Source organism: Gilliamella sp. (assembly GCF_024104075.1).
In the GTDB taxonomy this organism is placed as follows: Bacteria; Pseudomonadota; Gammaproteobacteria; order Enterobacterales; family Orbaceae; genus Gilliamella; species Gilliamella bombi.
In genome coordinates this window covers 22,974-46,251 of sequence record NZ_JAGGHR010000003.1, presented here as the reverse complement: position 1 = coordinate 46,251, position 23,278 = coordinate 22,974, and the positions used below count along the sequence as shown (strand labels likewise).

Here is a 23,278-nt window from a genome sequence, read left to right as displayed (position 1 = left end):
AAGGGCTTTCCAACATTTAACCTGTGAGTTGTACCCATTCTATATCCAAATTAAAGCTAAAAAAGATTAGTTAATCAATCGAATTATTTACTATCTACACTTAAATTATTTTTCGATACAAAATAAACGTCGCTCAATCCTGCTGAACAAAATTCAGTAATATCATTTTCGTTAATTTCTACCGCATCACCTTTTGTTATAACTTGATAGCTATTGCCACTATCATCATAAAAAACGAAGCGATAAATTTGAGTATATACATATTTTTTCTTTATCATATTATTTGTATTTTTCTTTTTTTCTGATGCCAATAATGTTACTGTTGTTTTTGATGGATCTAAATCAGCCATCTCAACGATTCCTCCATCATATTGCATCCACCAAGCCGCATTATTCATGAAAGCATTTGCACAATTAGGTGTTTTAGCAAAAGAGATTATAGGCCACATTATTAGCCCAATAATTAAGAAATTTTTTTTCATTTTACAACCTTTAATTTTTTGTCTTGCCGTATTCATTTAGCTAAATAATTGATAAAGCAATAATATAGTTTGGTTAAACACGTCTGAAATCTTTAGTAATTTCACTAATTAATCAAAATAATCAACCTGGCGTTTTGCTACTAAATAACTATCAACGTTACCTATTGAGCATTCTTTATCAGAATCTTCATTTTTTGTGATGACTTCGTAAGATTTATTTTGATTATCATACAAAACAAAGTGGTAAATTTGTGTATATAAACCCTTACTTTTCTGTTCAGATGCTAAAAGTGTTATTCTCAATTTTGATTGATTCAAGTTTTCAATCTCCACTATATTACTACTTTGCAACCACTCTTTAGCCTTATTCAGAGCGTGATTATGGCAATCTGGCCCTTTAGCAAAGGATAGAATTGGACATAATATTAACAATATTAATAAAGAAAGCTTTTTCATATAATTACCTTAAATTATTCTTTTTTACCTATATCGTTGACTAAAAATAGTCTAAAATACCGAGTTTACTTACCTATTATTAGATAACCTATTGATGAACTTGGCTTTTGGATATTAGATATTTATTCACATCACTCATTGAACATTCTTCGTATGATGCTTGGCTTTTTGTAATAACTTCGTAACTATTACCATTCTTATCATAAAAAATAAAGTGATAAATTTGCGTATATAAATCTTTTTTTATTTTCTCTGAGGCCAATTGCATTATTTTGGTTTTTGATTCATCCAAGTCTTGGATATCTACTATCTTTTCATTTTTCATCCAAACCATGGTCATGTTCATAGGCCAAGTATAACAATTAGGTCCTTTGGCTAAAGATACTAGTGGCCATGACATTAACAATATCAGTATAGTTATTTTTTTCATATTATTACCTAAATTGATTTCTTGTAGATGACGCCACAAAGTGTACCATGTAAAAATTAAGTTGTAATTATAGACTGCTGATCTTTTGTGTTTATATATTAATCAACAATACATTGGTAGCCACAAAAGTATAAATACCAGCGATAACATGCTGGCATAATTCCTATTTGTTCTAAATGTTGAGTTATTGCACCTGAGCTATGTTGATGTGCTTGCACAATAGACCATCGAGGAAAATCCATTCGAAATCAGCTATACTTAATAATTATTTGATAATATACATTAATATACTTTTTTCTAAACCATAAATTAAAACATCTATAAACTGTATTTCATTCACTAAATGTAGTCGGCAAATCTCGCCAAGAAATACCTGTTCTTATTTGGAACAGTATTTCCTCAAATGTCACCCTATATTCTGTTTTATTATAAACTCGATTCGTACTTTTCATTATTTTCAGTCGCGTTTCCTTCCCACTGCTTATCTGTTAACATTGTTAACGGTATAATGAACTAAGTTATGGTTATTTTTGGCAAAATTATTATAACGTTCACTATGTCATTTAAAAACTGCCATCAAAGATAAATACATCCTAGATAAATTGTGATTTTTTAATCGTGTGATAACGTAATTTTTTATTTTACCACGTGAAACCCAACTAGTTAGTGGTGTATAAATTACTTTATTAGCCGTTTCAAAAATATATGGCTTACCATTTGTATTAAAAATAATTACCATATGAATGTATGGAGAGTTTGTTGCTTGTTCAACAGCCAGACTTTGTTGATTGTGTGGATGGAAAAATAAAATCACTATCTTGAGGTTTATAACTAGCAATACTAAAAAGCTAACTAGAGACAGACAGCATAAATAATATAATAAAACGTATTAAATTCCCCTTACCTGTAAATAATGTTATAAATTATAAAATAGCTACTTATAAAATAGTATTTGTAAGTAGCTATCTAAATGGGAAACTAGTCTTGATGAGTAAAAATAGAAGCAAATTTATTTTTATACATCTCTTTACTAGCCTTAACAAATCGAATTGTTTTGAAAATACCTAATAAGCTTGCTTGATGCATACGGTATAACAAACGATGAATAGTTAAAGCAAAAAAACCTTTAACATTCATTTCGCGTTTACCAGCAATTTTAACTACACCTTGTGCTGTATCATGGAGAGAAATAATCGTTCCATTATCAACATAATTAAATGATTTCATGGGTTTATTATTTAACATGTTAATGATATTTTCATAACATATTTTTGCCATTTGATGTGCGGCTTGTGCTGTAGCAGGTGAGGCTCGGCCGCTGTTTTGCATAGCATAAGCACAATCACCAATAACAAAAATATTATCATCGCGCGTTGTTTGTAATGTTGGTTTAACTACCAGTTGATTCGAACGGCTTGATTCTAAACCAGCAATATCTTTTAAATAGTCTGGCGCTTTTACACCTGCAGTCCAAATCATAATATCTGCGCTAATAATATCGCCTTCCTTTGGATAAAAGCCGTTACTTTCCGCCTTGGTTATCATGGTTTTTGTTAATACATGAATACCACGTTTTTGAAGGGTATCGGTAATATTTAATGCCGTTTTTTCAGGTAAAGCAGGTAAAATACGGTCAGTTGCTTCAATAATAGATACATCAAGCAAATCAGAACACATTTTATTACGACCACAGTTGCCAAATGTTTCAACCATATGAGGTAACTCAGAAGCTAATTCAACACCTGTTGCGCCACCACCAACAATAGCAATACGAATTTTATCTTCAGTCGTCGTTTCATGTTCATCAATAATTGAACAAAAACTAGCAAATTTTGTAATCAGTGTTTCACGTAGACGAATTGCAGCGTTTTGGTCATCTAAAAAGATACAATGTTCTTTAACTCCAGGTGTGCCAAAATCGTTTGAAGTACTTCCTATTGCCACAACTAATGTATCATATGGTACAGAAATAGATTCACTATTTGAATTCTCAATAATAACATGCTTTTCTTCACGATTAAGATTAGTAAAGGTGCCTTGAATAAATTGAAAATGGTGTTGTTGTCCTTGTTCAGCATAATCAATTTTATCAGCTTGCTCATTTAGAATACCAGTAGCAACTTCATGTAATAAAGGTTTCCAAATATGATAAGTATTTTTATCTATTAGTGTAACCTCGGCTTGATTACTTTTCCCTAATTTATCGCCGAGATCAGTTGCTAATTCTAATCCTCCTGCGCCACCACCAATAATAATTATTTTAACCATATTAAATACCTTAAATTTTTATTTTTTAATAGTTTACTAAATAAGTAGGTTTTTATCTATTTTATTTGACTAATATCACTTATAAATAAAACCTATTAAAGTATCATTTTATAATTAATAAAATTTATTTTAAGTAGATATAAAAAATCAGTTACCACTATAATAACTTAGTATTGATATTAATTCATTTTTAAATTAAATTGATATGCTTTGTGTAAATAAAGCAATTTTCGTATAATGGGAGAGAGTAAATTTTACATATGCTTATTTTACAAAGTATATAATAATTTTAATTCTCTATTTCTTATCTCTTTAATACCACTCTATACAAAATTTTATGAACAAAAAAGTTTTTACTATTATTGCGTTAATCGTTATTTTAATATCAATGACGATTTTAATTCGCTCACACAATAGTCAGTTTATCCTACAAGGAGAAGTTGATGCACCGAATGTTAGCGTTGCTTCTAAAGCCAAAGGTAGAGTGCAATTTATTCATGTTCATCGAGGTGATGACGTTAAACCTGGTGATATTCTTATTACTCTCGATAGCCCTGAGCTTTTAGCTCAAGTCAAAGCGGCTGAAGCAGCGCGAGACCAAGCAAAAGCTCAATTAGCACTTTCGGAGCATGGAACTCGTGAAGAAAGCATTCGTTATTATGAAGCAATTCTTGAGCAAGCAAAGGTAACATATGATAATGCTTCCAAAGAATATGAGCGTAACAAAGCTATTTCGGCCAAAGGTTATGTTTCTCAATCTATCTTAGATAATGCTTTAAAAACACGTGACTCAGCTTTTCAACAAGTTCAATCAGCACAAGCTAATTTAGACCAAGCTAAAAATGGAGATCGCATTGAGCAACGTGAAATTTATGCTGCCAAATTGGAAGAAGCTGGAGAGCAACTTAAACAGCTACAAATACAATATGATGATTTACAAGTTAAAGCGCAAGTAGCAGGTGAAATTGGTTCTATTCCTGCTGAATTCGGCGAATTGTTTAACGCTAACAGTCCATTGTTAACAGTGATTCAACTACCTCAAGCTTATTTTGTATTTAACTTGCGTGAAGATATTATGTCTAATATTCGCAAAGGCGATCATATTATACTTGAAGTACCTGCACTCAATCACAAAGAGATTGAAGCTGAAATCCGTTATATAGCACCAATGGGCGATTATGCAACTAAACGTGCAACAAGAGCAACAGGAGATTTTGATTTAAAAACCTTTGAAGTCAGACTCTATCCTATTGCACCTGTTGAAGGTTTACGTGCAGGTATGAGCACATTATGGAAGCTAGACAAATAATGTTAGATTTCTGGCATCGTTTTAAAGAGGCGTTTAACGCCGAAATACCACAAATTTTTAGGCGATTTACCTTTCACTGGCTAATGTGGATTATGCCACTAATTATCTTTGTGTTAATTAGTAGTATTTTTTATCGAGGTGTATTATATGATTTACCAGTAGGTTATCTTGATCAAGATAAGAGTACTTTATCACGCGAACTCGTGCGTAATCTTAATGCTGCAGCACATGCAGATCTTATCAATTATGATAGCCAACTTTTTGATGCTGAGCGTGATCTGCAAAAAGCAAAAATTTATGCGCTACTTTATATTCCACCTAATTTTGAAGCGGATGTATTATCAGGTCGCCAACCTACACCAATGCTTTACTATAATGCGTTATATTATAGTGCTGGATTATATTCGATCATGGATTATTCTGGGTTGATAGCAACAATCAATACCCAATATCGAACCACCATGGCTACTAGTATTGGCATGCCAGTTCCCCCATTGGCAAAAGTTAACTTTAATTATGATGGTTTATTTAATGCTAGTGGTAACTCAATGTACTTCCAACAATTTTCCGCAGTAGTGCATTTATTGCAGCTATTTGTTGTAACCACAACAATTCACATTTTAGCACAGTTGCCAAAGCGAACTCGTCCTAGCTACCCTTTTGTTTTAGGGAAATTAGCACCTTATACAATTTGGTTTACTATGCTGCTTATTTTTGAAATTGCCATGCTCGTTTTGTTTTCTAATGCGCGTGTATCAGGTTCTCCGTTTGCCATGATGATAGTGGTATTTTTCTATGTTATTGCAGCACAAAGCATTGGTATTTTGCTATACACTTTTACTAAAACTCCTATTGATGCCTATACTTATATAGGTATTTTAGTTGGACTTGCATTAACTTATTCTGGTGTTGTTGTACCTGAACTATCCATGCCATGGATTGCTAGATTTATCTCTTCACTTGAACCATTAACTTATGCACTAAATAAGCTGTTCGATCTGTTTTTGCGTCACTCTAGTTATTTGTCGGTGTTAAAAACATGCGGAATTTTAATGATCTATCCAATTATTATTACCGTGTTAGTCAGAAAGCGTCTAGTAAGGCGTTTACATTCACAGTAAGAGGATAAATTTAGATGATTAAAATATTTTGGTCTTCATTTATAAAAATATTCTTTTATCTGTTAGGACGACCAATGTGGTTATTGTTACTATTGTCAGTATCATTAATGAGCCTTGTTTATATTAATGGAACTATCACTAATTTACCGATAGCAATTGTTGATCAAGATCATACTCCAACAAGCCGTGGTTTAATTCGCTCATTAGAAACAAGTTCAAAAATTGATACAATTATTTATGAAAGCTCTCTTCAGGCTTATGATGATATCAATAATCGTAAACTTTTTGCTGTGATCACAATTCCAAGAGATTTTGAAAAGCGTCTAATAAATGGTGAAGAAGTTACAATTCCTGCATATGGTGATGCTTCAAGTCGTTTAGCTAATGGTTTAATACAAGTTGATATAAAAGGGATATATCAGCAGATATTGACTGAATATAATACTAAAATAATGCGTAATAACGGATTTTCAGATAAACAGATCAATATTATTTTATCACCTATAAAAGGTCAAACCGAACCACTTTATAATGCAGGCATCAGTTTTGCCGCCATTACCTTTCCAGGTTTGTTAGTCATGTTGTTACAACACTCTTTTTTAATTGCTTCAACTCGTACTAATATCACCCTAAATTCGCTACCCCAAGGCAAACCGCCTAAAATTGTTGTCTTTGGCAGTTTATGTGGGTTATTACCTATTTGGTTATTTTTATCTATTGTATTATTTGGTTTATGGCCTTGGATACTTGGTTATCGGCAATTAGCTAGCATTCCCGAAATATTAATCATGACATTTCCATTATTGCTTGGTGCGCTAGGTTTGAGCAAATTACTAACAGAATGTTTACGCCGTACTGAGATGATATATCTTACATTAGCATTTTTAACCACACCTGTTTTCTATCTTTCAGGAACCATTTGGCCTATTGATGCAATGCCATTATGGGTGCAATGTGTTTCTTATTCTCTACCTTCAACTTGGGCAACCAATATGATTGCAGGAGTGAATCAAATGGGGTTAAGCTTATCAGATAACTGGCTAAATATATTTATGATACTTTTACTAGGAGTAATATATAGCTCGTTAGGTATTTTCATATCAGCCTTACGAGAAGGAAAAGTTAGAAGTATATTTAGAAAAATGAAAACGTTTCGATATTCAAAAATGCGTAGCTAAATGATAAATATGGGTAAAGTGCATATACGGAAAATAATCTGAGTTTTACTGAAGGAGCTTTTTATTACTAACACAGTGAATTAATTCAGTATTCCTGTTATTATGATTTATAGTTTTCACTAAAAATAATAACGCTTTGAATGTACAATAAATTTTACCCATGGATTATTAGTTTACGGTTAAAAACCATACCTCTTTCTCTTTCTGCGATATTAGTAGGTAATGCACTAGCTTATTGGCAACATCAATTTAGTTTTTGGATACTACTGTTTTCATTAATTACAGCATCATTGTTACAAATTCTTTCTAATCTAGCCAATGATTACGGAGATGAAATTAAAGGTAGCGATCAAAACAATCTTACTGCCCATAATCGAGGTATACAATTAGGCTTAATTACACTTAAGCAGCTAAAAATAGCGCTATGGATTAATATTTTTTTATGTATTTTATTTGGGCTGATTTTGCTTATATTTGCTTGTAATAATATTTATGAATTATTTATTTTTATATTATTAGGATTATTATCTATTGTTGCCGCAATAACTTATACCATAGGTAAAAAACCTTACGGCTATATTGGATTTGGCGATCTATCAGTACTTACTTTTTTTGGTTTGATTGGTGTCATGGGTAGTTTCTACTTGCAAACTAAGGTATTCTCTTTATCCATTATTTTACCTTCTTTAGGCTGTGGTTTGTTATCCGTTGCAGTGCTTAATATCAATAACCTTCGTGATATAGAACTAGATCGAAAAAGTAATAAGCGTACTTTAGTGGTAATGATTGGTAAATGTATGGGGCGATATTATCATTTATTGCTATTACTCATAGCATTTTGTTCGCTAAGTTTATTTGCATACAATAAATTACAAACAATCTGGAGCGGTTTGTTTATATTAACATTACCGTTATTTATTAAGCATATTTATATGGTTTTTCAATTTAATACGCACAAAGAAGGGGTACCTTTATTATTACAGATGGTCAAACTTGCTTTATTGACTAATTTACTTTATTGTTTGGGGATTATTTTGAGCTAGTTCACGTTTATTTAATTTTAATATCATTTTACTTGGCATTAGCGTTATACTAAATAAACTTATATATCACAGCAAAAGGAGACTTGATAATGGAGTTTGATACTTCAATTCTTTGCGATTATTACCCAGAAGATGTTAACGTAGTTGAACCAATATTTAGTAATTTTGGTGGCGTAGCATCGTTTTCAGGTCAAGCTGTAACAGTTAAATGTTTTGAAGATAACGGCTTACTATACGAAATTTTGCAATCAGACGGCTCAGGAAAAATCCTTGTTATTGATGGGGGTGGCTCTGTTCGTCGAGCGCTAATTGATGCAGAGCTAGTAGATATTGCTGTTCAAAATCAATGGGAAGGAATAATTGTTTATGGTGCTGTTCGCCAAGTTGATTATCTAGCTGAAGCCGACATTGGCATTCAAGCTCTAGCAGCTATTCCTGTTGGTGCTGAAGATCAAGGCATTGGTGAAATTGATATTCGTGTTAATTTTAGTGGAGTGACTTTCTTCTCAGGTGATTTTGTCTATGCTGATAACACAGGTATCATCTTATCTGAAATTGCTCTTGAAATTGAAGATAAATAAAAAATAGTGTGAACCGCTGGTACTTATCGGCGGTTTTTATACTTAAACGTATAATTACCGGAAACTTTTTGACAAAAAAATCTTTAATTTTAAATCACTCGATTACGAATATAACCACCTGTTACCGTCTTTATTAAACCTTCTAGTTCCATATCTAATAATTTGACGCTCACTTCTGAAATCGACATATTTACTTGTTGAGCAATAATATCAACAGGGATAGGTTGATGATGAATCACAGCAAAAATTTCAGGATACAAAATAGAATTATTCTGTTCTTCTTTAAGCTGATTACACGAGCTATTTACTACTGATAAATAACTATAATAATGCTCTAAAATATCAACTGGTTTAGAAACTAAATAAGCGCCTTGTTTAATTAAATAGTGAGTTCCACTACAGTTTTCATTGTTAATATCACCTGGTAAGGCAAATACATCTCGATTTTGTTCAAGTGCATAGCGCGCAGTAATTAACGAGCCGCTTTTTTCTGAAGCTTCAACCACGAAAGTTCCTAAACTTAACCCGCTAATAATTCGGTTCCGACGAGGAAAATAGACGGATCTGGCTTTTTCAAATGGAAAAAATTCGGACACAATAGCCCCACCTTGCTCCAAAATATCATTGGCTAAGTTTAAATTTGATCTTGGTGCAATTTTTGCTAAACCGCTGCCTAACACTGCGATGGTATGGCCCGATACTTCAAGTGCGCCACGATGGCAAATAGCATCTAATCCAAGCGCTAAACCGCTGGTAATTGTTAAACCATTAATAGCTAATTCACTAGCAAAATATCTTCCCCACTGTGCTCCATATTCACTAAATTCACGACTTCCAACCATGGCTAATTGAGGTGAATGTAATAACTGTCGATTACCTAAAACAAACAACAATAAAGGCGGAGAACAAATTTGTTTAAGTAATAAAGGATAATCGTTATCACAATAAGCAATAAGGTGTTTTTGTGGGTGGGGTGATTCTAACCATTGAAGTATTGGTTCTAAATGAAGATATGATGTTTCATAAAAACGCACTAATTGAACATCCGACAATCCTAGTTTATTTAACAAACAAGACACATTTTGTATGCTACTTGGTAAACCGTTAGCAAAAAGCTGTCCAATTTTTTCAAAAATATTTTGTTTTCCATATCCAACCATTGAAATTCTTAATAAGAATTCATATTTACTCATCATAATCTTTCCGCACTCGTTTTAAATGATTTAGATATCTTGAATTGATAAGATAAATACTACCAATAGCCAACAAGGGCTATTCATCAGTATGATAAATGTTTACAATGAGCAATAGTTTGAATAAACCCGAAATTTGAGGAGTAGATCGAAGAATTTATGGCTATTTTACCGGTATTACGTTTTCCTGATGAGCGACTTCGCAAAGTTGCTAAGCCTGTTACCAAGTTCACCCCTGAGCTACAAACGATCATTGATAACATGATCGAAACCATGTATGACGAAAATGGTATTGGGCTTGCAGCAACCCAAGTTGATGTACATGAACAAATTATTGTTATTGATGTATCAGAAGATAAAAGCCAAGTTTATGTGATCATCAATCCTGAAGTGATAAGCCAAGAAGGTGAAACGGGTATTGAGGAAGGGTGCTTATCGGTTCCTGATTGTCGTGGATTTGTGCCAAGAGCAGAAAAAATCAAAATTAAAGCTCTAGATCGCCATGGCAATCCTTACGAAATTGATGCCGATGAGTTACTTGCTATCTGTATCCAACACGAAATGGATCATTTAAAAGGTAAACTTTTTGTTGATTACCTTTCACCATTAAAACGTCAACGAATTGAACAAAAAATGAAGAAACTTGCTCGTGAGGAGCAACGGAATCAATAAAATTAACCGCCACAGTGATTGGCGGTTAACCTATCTAAAGATAACTATTTAGCAACAATTACCATCGCAGGGCGAATTAACCGGCCATTTAAGGTATAGCCTTTTTGGATGGTATTTACTATTTGACCTGATTGATGTTCTGGTGATTCAACCATACTAATTGCTTGGTGCACATCAGGATTTAGTTGTGAATCTTCAGTATTAATCACTTCAATACCAAATTTTTTAACAGTATCTAGGAATGATTTTAATGTCAGTTCTAACCCTTCAACAGTAGCTTTATGCTCAGGGTTGGTTTTATCTGTAGATTCTAAAGCTCGTTCTAAATTATCAATAACGGGTAATAATTCATTAGAGAATTTTTCTAGTGCAAATTTACGAGCTTTATCAACATCTTGTTCAACACGTTTACGAACATTATCAATTTCAGCTCGCGCACGAATCATGGCTTCGCTTTCATTTTTTTTAGCCAACTGTAATGCTTGTTCTAGCTCTGCAATACGTGCATCTTTTGCGTTTAATTGCTCTTCTAGACTTGGTTGCGCTGGAGCTTCTTGCTCTGTTGTTTCTTCAGCTGGTGTGTCAATGTTAGTTTCATTTTCTGACATATTTTTATCTTGCTCTGTCATAAGGTACTCCAAATAATGTAGTCGAAAACTTAGTGAATTACGGTTATTATGGGGACAATTTTTATGATTACAAGCTTATCAGTAAATTGATATGTAATTTTTTGACCTGTGACGAAAAAATACATATCGTTTATATAAAAGAATAACAAGGATATTTTATGAATACACCTTTTAAATGCATTGGTCTCATTGGGCTTCCTCGTAAATTAGAGGCAATCGAAACTCATCAAGTGCTTTATGATTGGCTTGTTAGTCTTGGTATTCATGTGCTAGTTGAAGATCGCTTAGCGGATCATATTCAATTTCCAGTTAGCCATTACGCTTCGTTAGAAGCAATTGGTGAACAAGCTGACCTAGCCATTGTTGTGGGTGGTGATGGAAATATGCTACGTTCAGCTAGGTACTTGTCACACTATAAAATCAAAGTGATTGGTGTTAATCGAGGTAATCTCGGTTTCTTAACGGATATCTCGCATGAACAAGTAATTGAACAATTAAGTCCTGTTATTGCCGGTGAATATGAGGATGATCCTCGTTTCTTATTAGAAGTTTCCATTTATGATAATGGTAATTTGATTAATTCGAGTTTCGCCGTAAACGAAATTGTCGTCACTCCTAACACTGTAGCGCATATGATTGACTATGATGTTTACATTAATGAACGTAATGCGTTTTCACAGCGAGCTGATGGGTTAATTATTGCAACGCCAACAGGCTCTACCGCTTACTCGTTATCGGCTGGAGGTCCTATTTTGGCGCCTCACTTAGATGCATTAATTATTACGCCAATGTTTCCGCATTCGTTAGCAGTTAGACCTTTGGTTATCAAAGGCAATAACCCAATTCATCTTAAATTTCCAACTACTGCGCTTGATTTAAATATTGCCTGTGATAGCCAAATTATTTTACCGGTCAAACCAACGCAAGATGTGATTATTCGTCGATCTTTATATGAATTTAATTTAATTCATACCAAAGATTATGATTATTTTAATAATCTTTCGACTAAGTTAGGATGGTCGCAAAAGATGTTTTAATCTATTTTTGTAAAAAACTTTCAGGAAAGTATGTATTTTAGTATAAGATTACATTTTAAATAACCAATGTCATGATATAAACGGTGAATGATGAAAAGATAGCTGCAATCACATCATCCACCATAATACCAAAACCGCCAGGTATACGTTTATCAAACCAACGAATTGGCCACGGTTTTGCCATGTCAAAAATCCTAAATGCTACAAAGGCTATCGCAATCCACATAACAGAAAGTTGTGGAATAAAAAATAGGGTGATCCACATGCCAACAAATTCATCCCATACTATATGCCCTGAATCGTGCGTCTGGGTATCATCCGATGTTTTTTGGCAAATAAAACAACCAAAAATAAAAGTCACTAAAATAAATACCCAGTATAAAGCTGGTTGTAAACCATAAAATAATAGCCAAAGTGGAATCGCCATTAACGATCCCATTGTTCCGGGCATAATTGGAGATAAACCACTACCTAGTCCTACAGCTAAAAAATGAATGGGATTGGTTAACTTGAGGAATTTTTTAAAATCTTTATTTCGTTCTTGTTTTGTCATAATCCAATATTCTTTTAAATAAAATTTGCCGACATTAAGCCGGCAAAAAGAAAGTGCCTAATTTTTTAGCTAAGCATTTAAGTATTGATTATGACAATATTATTCATCTTTGGCTAATGTTGCAACCATTACCGCTTTAATGGTATGTAGCCTGTTTTCGGCTTCATCAAAAACAATACTATGTTCAGATTCAAACACATCATTAGTCACTTCAAGTCCATTGGTTAAACCATATTGAGCTGCCATCTGTTTACCGACGGTAGTGTTCATATCATGAAAAGCGGGTAAACAGTGCATGAATTTGACATTTGGATTATTGGTAAGTTTAATAACATTTTCATTCACTTGATAAGGTGTTAATAATTTAACACGCTCATCCCAAACTTCCTTAGGCTCACCCATTGATACCCATACATCAGTATATAAAAAGTCGACGTCTTTAACTCCTTTGGCAACATCTTCGGTTAAGATAATTTTTGCACCCGTATTTTTTGCTATATCTTGGCACTTTTGTACGAGTTCGGCTTCGGGATGACAGGCCTTTGGTGCAACTAAACGAATTTCCATTCCCATTAAAGCCGCACCTTCCATTAACGAATTTCCCATGTTATTACGGGCATCGCCTAAATAGGCAAATTTAATGCTACTTAATGGGCGATTGCCTATATGCTCTTTCATTGTCATAAAATCGGCTAAAATTTGGGTTGGATGTGCTTCGGTCGTTAAGCCATTCCATACTGGTACACCAGCATATTGGGCTAATGTTTCAACGATCTCTTGACCATAACCACGATACTCAATACCGTCATACATTCGACCCAGCACGCGTGCGGTATCCGCAATTGATTCTTTATGACCGATTTGACTACCATTTGGTCCTAAATAAGTGACATTTGCACCTTGATCAAATGCACCAACCTCAAAAGCACAACGTGTACGGGTGGAGTCTTTCTCAAAAATTAATGCAATATTTTTACCAATCAAATGTTGTTGTTCTTGCCCTTGTTGTTTGGCTTGTTTTAATTCGATAGCAAGATTAATTAATTGATTGATTTCGGTAGGGGTAAAATCAAGTAATCGTAAAAAATGACGCTGATAAAAACCGTGCATGATATAGCTCCTAATAACCGTAATGATGTAAATGATTCTATTTGAATAATTATGCAAATTCAAGTTAAACATCATAATAACCCTAACATTTTACCTTTATGTTGAGATAAGTCTCAAAAATTAGACTTAATTATTAAAATAATTTTTATAATATTGCTTTTTTTGTACAAAAAAGTGTAATAAAATGACCAAATATTGTATCTTTGTAGCTAGGTAAAATTGAATTTTTATTCAAAATTAATGATAATTCATTCAAAGGATCTTTTAGTCATGCAAACTTATGCCCTCCTTATGTTACAAGATGGTTCGCAATTTATCGGGAAATCAATTGGTGCTGATGGTCAAACAGTTGGGGAAGTGGTATTTAACACCTCAATGACAGGTTACCAAGAAATTCTTACCGATCCGTCTTACTGTGAGCAATTGGTTACATTAACCTACCCGCACATTGGTAATGTAGGAACGAATGATACCGATGCCGAATCGAACCAAGTTTATGCAAAAGGCTTGATTATTCGTGATTTGCCATTATTAGCTAGCAACTATCGAAGCGAACTCTGTCTTTCTAGCTATTTAAAAAAACATAATGTTATTGCCATTGCGGATATTGATACGCGGCGCTTAACCCGTATTTTGCGTGAAAAAGGTGCACAGCATGGCGTCATCATAACAGCAACGGACAAAACGACCTTACTTGAAAAAGCCGAAATAGCTAAACAGCAGGCGATCGATTTTAAAGGATTAAGTGGGCTTGATTTAGCCAAAGAAGTGACTTGTTTGACAAGTTATATTTGGTCACAAGGCATATGGACAAGGCAACAGCAACAGCCTGCTCCAAAACCAGAAAGCCAATTACCATATCACGTTGTTGCTTACGACTTTGGTGTAAAACATAATATTTTGCGAATGTTAGTTGAGCGTGGTTGTAAATTAACTGTTGTACCAGCCAAAACGACAGCAAAACAAGTCCTTGCTTTAAAGCCCGATGGGATCTTTTTATCTAATGGTCCAGGAGATCCTGCACCTTGCAGTTATGCGATTGATGCCATTAAACAGTTTTTAAACACAGATATTCCTATTTTTGGCATTTGTTTAGGTCATCAACTTCTTGCGCTTGCTTGTGGTGCTAAAACTATCAAAATGAAGTTTGGTCATCATGGTGGTAATCATCCTGTTAAAGATCTAGAAAATAATAAGGTAATGATCACTGCACAAAATCACGGCTTCGCTGTAGATGAAGCAAGCTTACCAGCTCATTTACGAGCGACGCATAAATCACTGTTTGATGGTTCATTACAAGGCATTCATCACAATCAAAAACCAGCTTTTAGTTTTCAAGGTCATCCCGAAGCCAGTCCTGGGCCTCATGATGCTGCATCACTTTTTGACCACTTTATTGAGTTAATTAAAATTTATAAGCAGGAGCAATAATCATGGCTAAGCGAACAGATATAAAAAGTATACTAATTATTGGCGCTGGCCCAATTGTTATTGGTCAAGCATGTGAATTTGATTATTCTGGTGCTCAAGCCTGTAAAGCGCTGCGTGAAGAAGGTTATCGTGTTATTTTAGTTAACTCTAATCCAGCCACTATCATGACAGATCCTGAAATGGCTGATGCCACTTATATTGAACCCATTCATTGGACAAGCGTTCGTAAGATTATTGAACAAGAAAGGCCAGACGCCATTTTACCAACCATGGGCGGTCAAACAGCATTAAACTGTGCATTAGAGCTTGAAAAACAAGGTGTATTGAAAGAATTTAATGTTGAAATGATAGGTGCAACAGCCGATGCTATCGATAAAGCCGAAGATCGAAAACGCTTTGATGAGGCGATGAAAAAAATTGGTCTTGATACCGCTCGCTCAGGGATTGCTCATTCGCTTAAAGAAGCTTACGCCGTTCTTGATCAAGTTGGTTTTCCTTGCATTATTCGTCCATCATTTACCATGGGGGGCACCGGTGGCGGTATTGCTTATAATACCGAAGAGTTTGACGAAATTTGTACTCGAGGACTTGATCTTTCGCCAACCAATGAACTACTTATTGATGAATCATTAATTGGTTGGAAAGAATATGAAATGGAAGTAGTTCGAGACAAAAATGATAACTGCATTATTGTTTGTTCAATTGAAAACTTTGATCCAATGGGTATTCATACAGGTGATTCAATTACGGTGGCTCCGGCACAAACCTTGACTGATAAAGAATACCAAATCATGCGTAACGCTTCGATCGCGGTACTGCGTGAAATTGGTGTTGAAACTGGTGGCTCCAATGTACAATTTTCGGTTGATCCAAAGACAGGACGATTAATTGTTATTGAGATGAATCCACGGGTGTCGCGATCATCTGCCTTAGCTTCGAAAGCAACGGGCTTTCCTATCGCGAAAATTGCCGCTAAACTGGCTGTCGGTTATACGCTTGATGAATTATCTAATGATATAACAGGCGGAAAAACCCCCGCTTCATTTGAACCGTCAATTGATTATGTTGTCACCAAAATTCCACGCTTTAATTTTGAAAAATTTGCTGGTTGTAATGATCGTTTAACCACACAAATGAAATCAGTTGGTGAAGTGATGGCCATTGGGCGTACCTTCCAAGAATCAATACAAAAAGCGTTGCGAGGGCTTGAAGTTGGCGCTTCAGGATTTGATCCTAAAATTGATAATCATACTGATGAAAAAAATATCACCAAAATTCGTTATGAGCTCCAAGAAGCGGGCGCTGATCGGATTTGGTATATTGCTGATGCTTTTAGAGCAGGATTCAACTTAGAAGATATCTTTTTACTAACCAATATTGATCGTTGGTTTTTAGTACAAATTGAAGAGTTGGTTAACCTTGAAAACAAGCTAAAGGAACAATCACTTGCACAGCTTGATCAAGAAACATTGTGGCAATTAAAACGTAAAGGTTTTTCAGATTTACGCATCGCCAAACTGCTTAATACCACAGAACAAGCTGTTCGCGATTTACGCCATCAATATCAAATTCACCCTGTTTATAAACGTGTTGATACCTGTGCGGCTGAATTTGCAACAGATACCGCTTATCTTTATTCAACCTATGAGCAAGAGTGTGAAGCTAATCCTCAATTTAGCCGTAAAAAAATTATGATCCTTGGTGGTGGTCCTAATCGGATCGGACAAGGTATTGAGTTTGATTATTGCTGTGTACATGCGGCATTAGCACTGCGTGAGGATGGTTATGAGACAATTATGGTTAACTGTAATCCCGAAACGGTTTCAACCGATTATGATACTTCTGACCGTCTCTATTTTGAGCCCGTTACGCTTGAAGATGTGCTTGAAATTGCACATGTTGAAAAGCCAAATGGTGTTATTGTGCAATACGGTGGGCAAACACCGCTAAAACTTGCTCGTGCGCTTGAAGCAGCAGGGCTACCAATTATTGGTACCTCACCTGATGCTATAGATAAAGCCGAAGATCGTAAACGCTTTCAAGAAGTCGTCGATAAACTGAAATTAAAACAACCTGTCAACGCCACAGTGACCGATATTAATGAGGCTGTCATTGAAGCAGAAAAAATAGGTTATCCATTAGTGGTTAGACCTTCTTATGTATTAGGAGGTCGCGCAATGGAAATTGTTTATAATGAACAAGATTTACGCCGTTATTTTAAAACAGCAGTAAGCGAATCAAATAATGCACCAGTCTTACTTGATCACTTTTTAGATGATGCAATTGAAGTTGATATTGATGTAATTGCTGATGGTGAGCAAATCCTGATTGGTGGCATTATGGAACATATTGAACAAGCAGGCATTCACTCTGGTGATTCTGCTTGCTCACTACCAACCCACACCTTAACTGCAGATATTTTAGACAAACTACGACAACAAGCCAAACAATTAGCACTTGAACTCAATGTAAAAGGTTTAATGAATGGGCAATTTGCGGTGAAAGATAATCAAATTTATTTGATCGAAATCAATCCTCGTGCAGCTCGCACTGTACCTTTTGTCTCAAAAGCAACAGGTTTACCATTGGCGAAAATAGCGGCTCGCGTGATGACGGGACAATCACTTGCCAAGCAAAATGTGACTAAAGAGGTGATTCCTCCTTATTATTCGGTAAAAGAAGTGGTATTACCGTTTAATAAATTCAGTGGCGTCGACCCAATCTTAGGTCCTGAAATGCGCTCAACTGGTGAAGTAATGGGAATCGGTACAACCTTTGCTGAAGCCTTTGCTAAAGCCCAGCTAGGTAGTTTATCCAATATGAAAAAATCAGGGAAAGCATTATTATCGGTTCGCGATCAGGATAAAACAAGGCTGTTAGAGGTAGCTAAACGGTTAATTACTCATGGGTTTAGTATTGATGCAACTATTGGCACGGCAAAGGTATTACAACAAGCAAATATACCATGCCAAGTCGTAAAAAAAGAAAACGAAGGGCGACCAAATATCCATGACCATATAAAAAATGGCGAATATAGCTATATTCTTAATACCACCTCTGGGCGAGCAGCTATTGAAGCCTCAAAAGTATTACGTCGAAGTGCCATTCAATATAAGGTACATTACGATACCACGATGAATGCTGCTTATGCTACAACTGCAGCGCTAGATTACGATCCGGCACAAACTGTAACGCCATTACAGCAACTTTATTGCTAATCACAAAGATAAAGACGAGTATCACTCGTCTTTAAAAATTCCATCCACAATATAATAACTTAGAAATCATGCAATTGTTGTTAATAAACAATAAAATGCTCGTTTTTGATACAGAATAATGTTAATTTATTTGCTATATTTCAATCAATTTAATTAGTTATTATCATGGATATGATTCATTCTTCTGATCTAAAAACGATCATGCATTCCAAGCGTGCCAATATTTATTATTTAGAGCATTGCCGTGTTTTGGTTAATGGCGGGCGAGTTGAGTATGTTACTGAGCAAGGTCAACAATCGTTATATTGGAATATCCCAATAGCTAATACTACCTGTATTTTATTAGGCACGGGAACATCATTAACGCAAGCGGCAGTGCGAGAGCTTTCACGGGCAGGTGTCATGATTGGCTTTTGTGGTGGAGGCGGAACGCCTCTATTTTCATCAACCGAATCTGAATTCGCTTGTCAATTTTTTTCGCCACAAAGTGAATATCGCCCGACAGAATATCTACAAAGCTGGTGTCAATTTTGGTTTGATGATGAACGTCGATTACAAGCAGCTAAATTATTGCAACAAACACGGCTTAATATTATTAGTGAGTGTTGGCCGCAATTTGATTGGGATGTTGATAAAACGCAGTTAGCGCATATTCTTACTGATGCAACACAACAATTTACCGATGTTGATAATAGCCAAGCACTTTTAGCCGCAGAAGGGCGAATTAGCAAACGTCTTTATAGCATGGCAAATCAATTAACCTTACAAGATGATAAATTTAAACGGGAACAAGGCACACGAGGCAAGAGTCATGATCCCGCTAATCAATTTTTAGACCATGGTAACTATTTAGCTTATGGACTCGGCGCAACGGCTTGTTGGGTGTTAGGTCTCCCTCATGGACTTGCTATTTTACACGGAAAAACTCGCCGAGGTGGATTAGTTTTTGATGCGGCAGATATTATTAAAGATGGCATTGTATTACCTCAGGCCTTTTTATCAGCCAAACAAGGCGATAGTGAAAAAGAATTTCGTATGGCATGTATTGCGCAATTTGCTCAATTAGGTGCACTTGATAGGATTATTGATACTTTAAAACAGATAGCAGATCAAATATGAATATTTTACTTGTTAGTCAATGCAAAAAAAACGCCTTAACCGAAACAAGGCGGATTATCGATCAGTTCGCTGAGCGCTGCGGTGAACGAACATGGCAAAGCCCAATGACCGAAGCAGGGTTACAAACGCTCTATAAATTATTACGCAAAACTGCACGAAAAAATACTGCTGTTGCATGTTACTGGACACATGGTAAAAATTTAACTGATCTTTTGTGGATTGTGGGTGATCGCAGTCAGTTTAATCAAGAGGGACGAGTCCCAACTAATCGTACTAAACGTAATATTTTACGCAGTGACAGCGAAAATTGTTGGCAATATGCAACCAGTATCCAATTAATTACAACCATAGCGGCACTACTTCATGATTTAGGTAAAGCAACGATTGGTTTTCAATCTAAATTACGAGCAGAAACGGCTGTGGCGGCTGATCCTTACCGACATGAGTGGATTTCGTTACAATTATTTTTATTAATGATTCAAGGCTGCACCACGAACGAAGCCTTATTTGATCGATTAGCGCATTTTACTGAATATCGACAACAGAATCCTAATTGGTACCAGCAACTAACCAAAGTCGACAAAAATGATCTCACGCAGTTACCGTTATTGGCACAATGGATTGCGTGGCTCATTGTGTCGCATCATCGAATGCCGTTTTTACCGGATTCATTAACGGGTGATATTAAAAATTTACAGAAAATAGATTTTGATATATCTGGTTTAACTATCCGAAGTTTTTATAAAACATTTAAGGCAATTGATAAATGGGTTAAAAATAGTCATAGTCAACACGCTTCACCCAACGATTTTTGGCTGCTTAAAAGCGATATAACCTTAAGTCAGCCTTGGCTGAAAAAACTAAGCCGTTATACAACCAAAGCCCTAAATCATGTGCCTTTAATGCAATTGTCTAATATTGACGAGTTTTTATTGCATATTTCACGTTTAAGCTTAATGGTGGCTGATCATAACTACTCAAGTTTATCTTTAGCATGTGAAGAGGCAAAAGAAAATGAAGCAATATTGATTGCTAACACGAATTACCTAAAAAAAGCGAAGCAACGTTTAGATGATCATTTAATCGGTGTAGCTAATTTTTCAGCCCGCTTTGCTCGTTTATTACCAGAAATAACTACGGAATTACCCGCAATTAATCAACATAAACCCTTTACCAAACGAACAACTATAAAACGCTTCCAATGGCAAAATCATGCTTTTGATTTAGCAAAAAGTTATCAACAACTATCTGATGAATGTGGCTTTTTTGGTGTTAATATGGCATCGACTGGCTGTGGTAAAACCTTAGCCAATGGGCGGGTTATGTATGCGCTTTCAAATCCAAAACGGGGCGTGCGTTTTACCATTGCATTGGGATTGCGTGTTTTAACGTTGCAAACAGGTAAAGCATTAAGAGAAAGATTACACTTAAGTGATGAACATCTGGCGATTTTAGTGGGTGGGCGAGCCACAAAAACCTTGTTTGAACTGAGTAAGGAAGACATTGAACAAAACGATTCTCAAAAAAAATCAGAAAACCAAGGTAGTGAATCTATTGAATCGTTACTTGATGAATATATTGATGTCGCAGAAAGTGGTATTGCTGATTGTGAATTAGGTACTATTATTGAAGACAGTAAAGCACGGCAATTACTTTATGCACCTATTGTGACATGTACAATTGACCATATTATTCAAGCTAGCGAATGTAGCCGAGGCGGTAAATATATTGCACCAACGTTAAGATTATTAACCTCAGATTTGATTTTAGATGAACCTGATGATTTTGATCAACACGACTTGCCAGCGCTGGCGCGTTTAGTCCATTTAGCTGGATTGTTTGGTAGCAAAGTACTACTGTCATCGGCGACCTTAACACCAGATTTAATTGCTGGATTATTTGATGCTTACCAAGCAGGGCGAAAAATTTGGAATCAAAATAACCAATATGCCAATAATGCCATTGTATGTGGTTGGTTTGATGAATATGAACAGTCGATATCACAAATTGCTGATACTAAAACGTTTAGCGATCATCATCAACAATTTGTAGCAATGCGCATTCATCAATTAGCACAGAGCGCAATCCGTCGTCAAGGGCATATTTTGGATCTATTAAATTACCAAGAAAATAAAACAGAAAACCAAAAAATCAATTATGGTGTGCTAGCTAAACAATTATTGGATCAAGCTTATCAATTTCACCAAGATCATCATCAAATTGATAAAAAATCGCAAAAAAAGGTAAGTATCGGTTTAATGCGTTTTGCCCATACAGAAGATGTTATTTCACTTACAGAACAAATTTATGCACAAAAGAAGTTACCTACTGATACTACTTTTCATATCGTGGTTTATCATGCTCGACAACTGCTGTTATTGCGTAGCCAATTAGAAGAAAAACTTGATAGAATTTTAAATCGCAGTGATGAACAGGCTCTATTTAGCCAACCAGAAATTCGCCAATCTATAAAAGGTAGTAAAAAAGAAAATCATATCTTTATTGTGATTGGCACACCAGTCACCGAAGTCGGGCGCGATCACGATTATGATTGGGCGATTGTCGAACCATCATCCATGCGCTCTATTATTCAGTTAGTAGGGCGAGTATGGCGTCACCGACCACAAAAAATTGCACAAAAGGCCAATGTGGCCATATTAGGCTCGAATTTAAAAGCAATTGAATCTAAGTATCGTACGGATAAAGCCTGTTTTACTAAACCAGGATTTGAAGAAAAACCATTATTTTTGCTGAAAACCCATAAAACAAATGAATTAATTCCTGCTCATCAGTTAGTGAATATAGATGCGGTTCCTCGTATTAAGTCTTGCCCTGAAGATGGGCTAACGCTAGCTGAATTAGAACATAAGGTCATGGCAGATCTCTTTGCGATTAATGCCCGTAAAAGTAATTATGTCACCAGCTATTGGCAACAAGGCTTAGCTCATCACCATTGTGTGCATTTACAGGCGATTTCGCCATTTAGAGGAAATGATGAGACACAAGATGAATATATTTGCCAACTTGACGATGATGGCGATTATCAATTTAGCTATGCAGATATCGCATGGCAAACACCAGATGAGTGCTGTAAAGATACACAAAATAGTATAATTGAATATAAAAAATGGTCATTTGCTAATCCTAACATTCAACCTTGGTTGGTTAATAGTGTCGAGCAAGCCATAGCAAAAATAACCGAATCTTTCCCAAATAAAACGCCATATCGATTAGCGAATGAATTTTGTAGCGTAAGCTTATATCGTAATAGCAGTTGGTATTTTCATCCTTATTTAGGATTTTATGAAAAGAAAGGATAAAAGAATATCAGTTTTTATACTGAAACATATAGTTACCGGAAACTTTTTTACAAAATATCGTTAGGTGAATAATGGTTGCTAGTAAAAAAGATTTAATTCTTTTATACTTGATGACACTGCTGTGTAAG

At 35.2% G+C, this 23,278-nt stretch carries 19 protein-coding genes and 1 pseudogene; 11 read left to right on the top strand and 9 right to left on the bottom strand.

What is annotated here, in order from left to right; translation table 11 throughout:
• Positions 1 to 83: 83 nt before the first annotated feature.
• The 5 genes and pseudogenes from J6569_RS01730 to J6569_RS01710 all read right to left on the bottom strand — a co-directional run bounded on the left by J6569_RS01730 (position 84) and on the right by J6569_RS01710 (position 3,636).
• On the bottom strand, positions 84 to 482 hold the full coding sequence (locus J6569_RS01730) for a hypothetical protein (protein WP_174799219.1): 399 nt from the start codon (positions 480 to 482) through the stop codon (positions 84 to 86).
• A gap of 108 nt (positions 483 to 590) precedes the next feature.
• On the bottom strand, positions 591 to 938 hold the full coding sequence (locus J6569_RS01725; RefSeq protein ID WP_174799220.1) for a hypothetical protein: 348 nt from the start codon (positions 936 to 938) through the stop codon (positions 591 to 593).
• 88 nt (positions 939 to 1,026) lie between these two features.
• Positions 1,027 to 1,368 carry a hypothetical protein gene (locus J6569_RS01720; RefSeq protein ID WP_174799221.1) on the bottom strand — a complete coding sequence of 114 codons (342 nt, stop codon included), beginning with the start codon at positions 1,366 to 1,368 and terminating at the stop codon, positions 1,027 to 1,029.
• Between the two features lie 161 nt (positions 1,369 to 1,529).
• Positions 1,530 to 1,875 (bottom strand): annotated as a pseudogene (locus J6569_RS11210) (transposase); the annotation flags it as partial.
• A gap of 471 nt (positions 1,876 to 2,346) precedes the next feature.
• Positions 2,347 to 3,636, bottom strand: coding sequence for an NAD(P)/FAD-dependent oxidoreductase (locus J6569_RS01710; protein ID WP_065590593.1), 1,290 nt, complete (start codon positions 3,634 to 3,636; stop codon positions 2,347 to 2,349).
• A 337-nt stretch (positions 3,637 to 3,973) separates the two neighbouring features.
• Between J6569_RS01710 and J6569_RS01705 the strand changes: the two genes are divergently transcribed.
• From J6569_RS01705 to rraA, 5 genes are all read left to right on the top strand, one after another.
• Positions 3,974 to 4,945 (top strand): HlyD family secretion protein, encoded by a 972-nt coding sequence (locus J6569_RS01705; RefSeq protein WP_296317332.1) that lies wholly within the window; start codon positions 3,974 to 3,976, stop codon positions 4,943 to 4,945.
• Positions 4,945 to 6,066: an ABC transporter permease gene (locus J6569_RS01700; RefSeq protein ID WP_296317330.1), complete on the top strand. Its 1,122-nt coding sequence runs from the start codon at positions 4,945 to 4,947 to the stop codon at positions 6,064 to 6,066. The genes J6569_RS01705 and J6569_RS01700 overlap by 1 nt, the downstream gene beginning before the upstream one ends.
• Positions 6,067 to 6,083: 17 nt before the next feature.
• Positions 6,084 to 7,244, top strand: coding sequence for an ABC transporter permease (locus J6569_RS01695; protein WP_085163709.1), 1,161 nt, complete (start codon positions 6,084 to 6,086; stop codon positions 7,242 to 7,244).
• Positions 7,245 to 7,384: 140 nt separating this feature from the next.
• Positions 7,385 to 8,287, top strand: coding sequence for a 1,4-dihydroxy-2-naphthoate polyprenyltransferase (locus J6569_RS01690; protein ID WP_065590595.1), 903 nt, complete (start codon positions 7,385 to 7,387; stop codon positions 8,285 to 8,287).
• Between the two features lie 89 nt (positions 8,288 to 8,376).
• Positions 8,377 to 8,868 (top strand): ribonuclease E activity regulator RraA, encoded by a 492-nt coding sequence (gene rraA / locus J6569_RS01685; RefSeq protein WP_296317327.1) that lies wholly within the window; start codon positions 8,377 to 8,379, stop codon positions 8,866 to 8,868.
• Between the two features lie 89 nt (positions 8,869 to 8,957).
• Here rraA and dprA read toward each other — a convergent pair whose 3' ends face one another.
• On the bottom strand, positions 8,958 to 10,064 hold the full coding sequence (dprA, locus tag J6569_RS01680; protein WP_296299985.1) for a DNA-processing protein DprA: 1,107 nt from the start codon (positions 10,062 to 10,064) through the stop codon (positions 8,958 to 8,960).
• A 156-nt stretch (positions 10,065 to 10,220) separates the two neighbouring features.
• On the opposite strand from dprA, the gene def reads away from it, so the two are divergent.
• Entirely contained in the window at positions 10,221 to 10,733 is a 513-nt protein-coding gene (gene def / locus J6569_RS01675) for a peptide deformylase (protein WP_065605826.1), read from the top strand.
• Positions 10,734 to 10,777: 44 nt separating this feature from the next.
• On the opposite strand, the gene grpE is transcribed toward def, so the two are convergent.
• Complete coding sequence (gene grpE, locus J6569_RS01670; protein ID WP_034909401.1) at positions 10,778 to 11,362, bottom strand: nucleotide exchange factor GrpE; 585 nt, start codon at positions 11,360 to 11,362, stop codon at positions 10,778 to 10,780.
• 158 nt (positions 11,363 to 11,520) lie between these two features.
• Between grpE and nadK the strand changes: the two genes are divergently transcribed.
• On the top strand, positions 11,521 to 12,399 hold the full coding sequence (nadK, locus tag J6569_RS01665) for an NAD(+) kinase (protein WP_065574520.1): 879 nt from the start codon (positions 11,521 to 11,523) through the stop codon (positions 12,397 to 12,399).
• A gap of 55 nt (positions 12,400 to 12,454) precedes the next feature.
• Here nadK and J6569_RS01660 read toward each other — a convergent pair whose 3' ends face one another.
• Together J6569_RS01660 and argF are read right to left on the bottom strand one after the other, a co-directional pair.
• Complete coding sequence (locus J6569_RS01660) at positions 12,455 to 12,952, bottom strand: phosphatidylglycerophosphatase A (RefSeq protein ID WP_296302119.1); 498 nt, start codon at positions 12,950 to 12,952, stop codon at positions 12,455 to 12,457.
• A gap of 99 nt (positions 12,953 to 13,051) precedes the next feature.
• On the bottom strand, positions 13,052 to 14,062 hold the full coding sequence (argF, locus tag J6569_RS01655) for an ornithine carbamoyltransferase (RefSeq protein ID WP_296299979.1): 1,011 nt from the start codon (positions 14,060 to 14,062) through the stop codon (positions 13,052 to 13,054).
• Positions 14,063 to 14,332: 270 nt separating this feature from the next.
• On the opposite strand from argF, the gene carA reads away from it, so the two are divergent.
• From carA to cas3f, 4 genes are all read left to right on the top strand, one after another.
• Positions 14,333 to 15,493, top strand: coding sequence for a glutamine-hydrolyzing carbamoyl-phosphate synthase small subunit (carA, locus tag J6569_RS01650; protein WP_296317324.1), 1,161 nt, complete (start codon positions 14,333 to 14,335; stop codon positions 15,491 to 15,493).
• Between the two features lie 2 nt (positions 15,494 to 15,495).
• Positions 15,496 to 18,711 carry a carbamoyl-phosphate synthase large subunit gene (gene carB / locus J6569_RS01645; RefSeq protein WP_296317322.1) on the top strand — a complete coding sequence of 1,072 codons (3,216 nt, stop codon included), beginning with the start codon at positions 15,496 to 15,498 and terminating at the stop codon, positions 18,709 to 18,711.
• A 165-nt stretch (positions 18,712 to 18,876) separates the two neighbouring features.
• Positions 18,877 to 19,830 carry a type I-F CRISPR-associated endonuclease Cas1f gene (gene cas1f, locus J6569_RS01640; RefSeq protein ID WP_366940469.1) on the top strand — a complete coding sequence of 318 codons (954 nt, stop codon included), beginning with the start codon at positions 18,877 to 18,879 and terminating at the stop codon, positions 19,828 to 19,830.
• Entirely contained in the window at positions 19,827 to 23,150 is a 3,324-nt protein-coding gene (gene cas3f / locus J6569_RS01635; protein WP_296317320.1) for a type I-F CRISPR-associated helicase Cas3f, read from the top strand. The genes cas1f and cas3f overlap by 4 nt, the downstream gene beginning before the upstream one ends.
• The last annotated feature ends 128 nt before the right edge of the window (positions 23,151 to 23,278 follow it).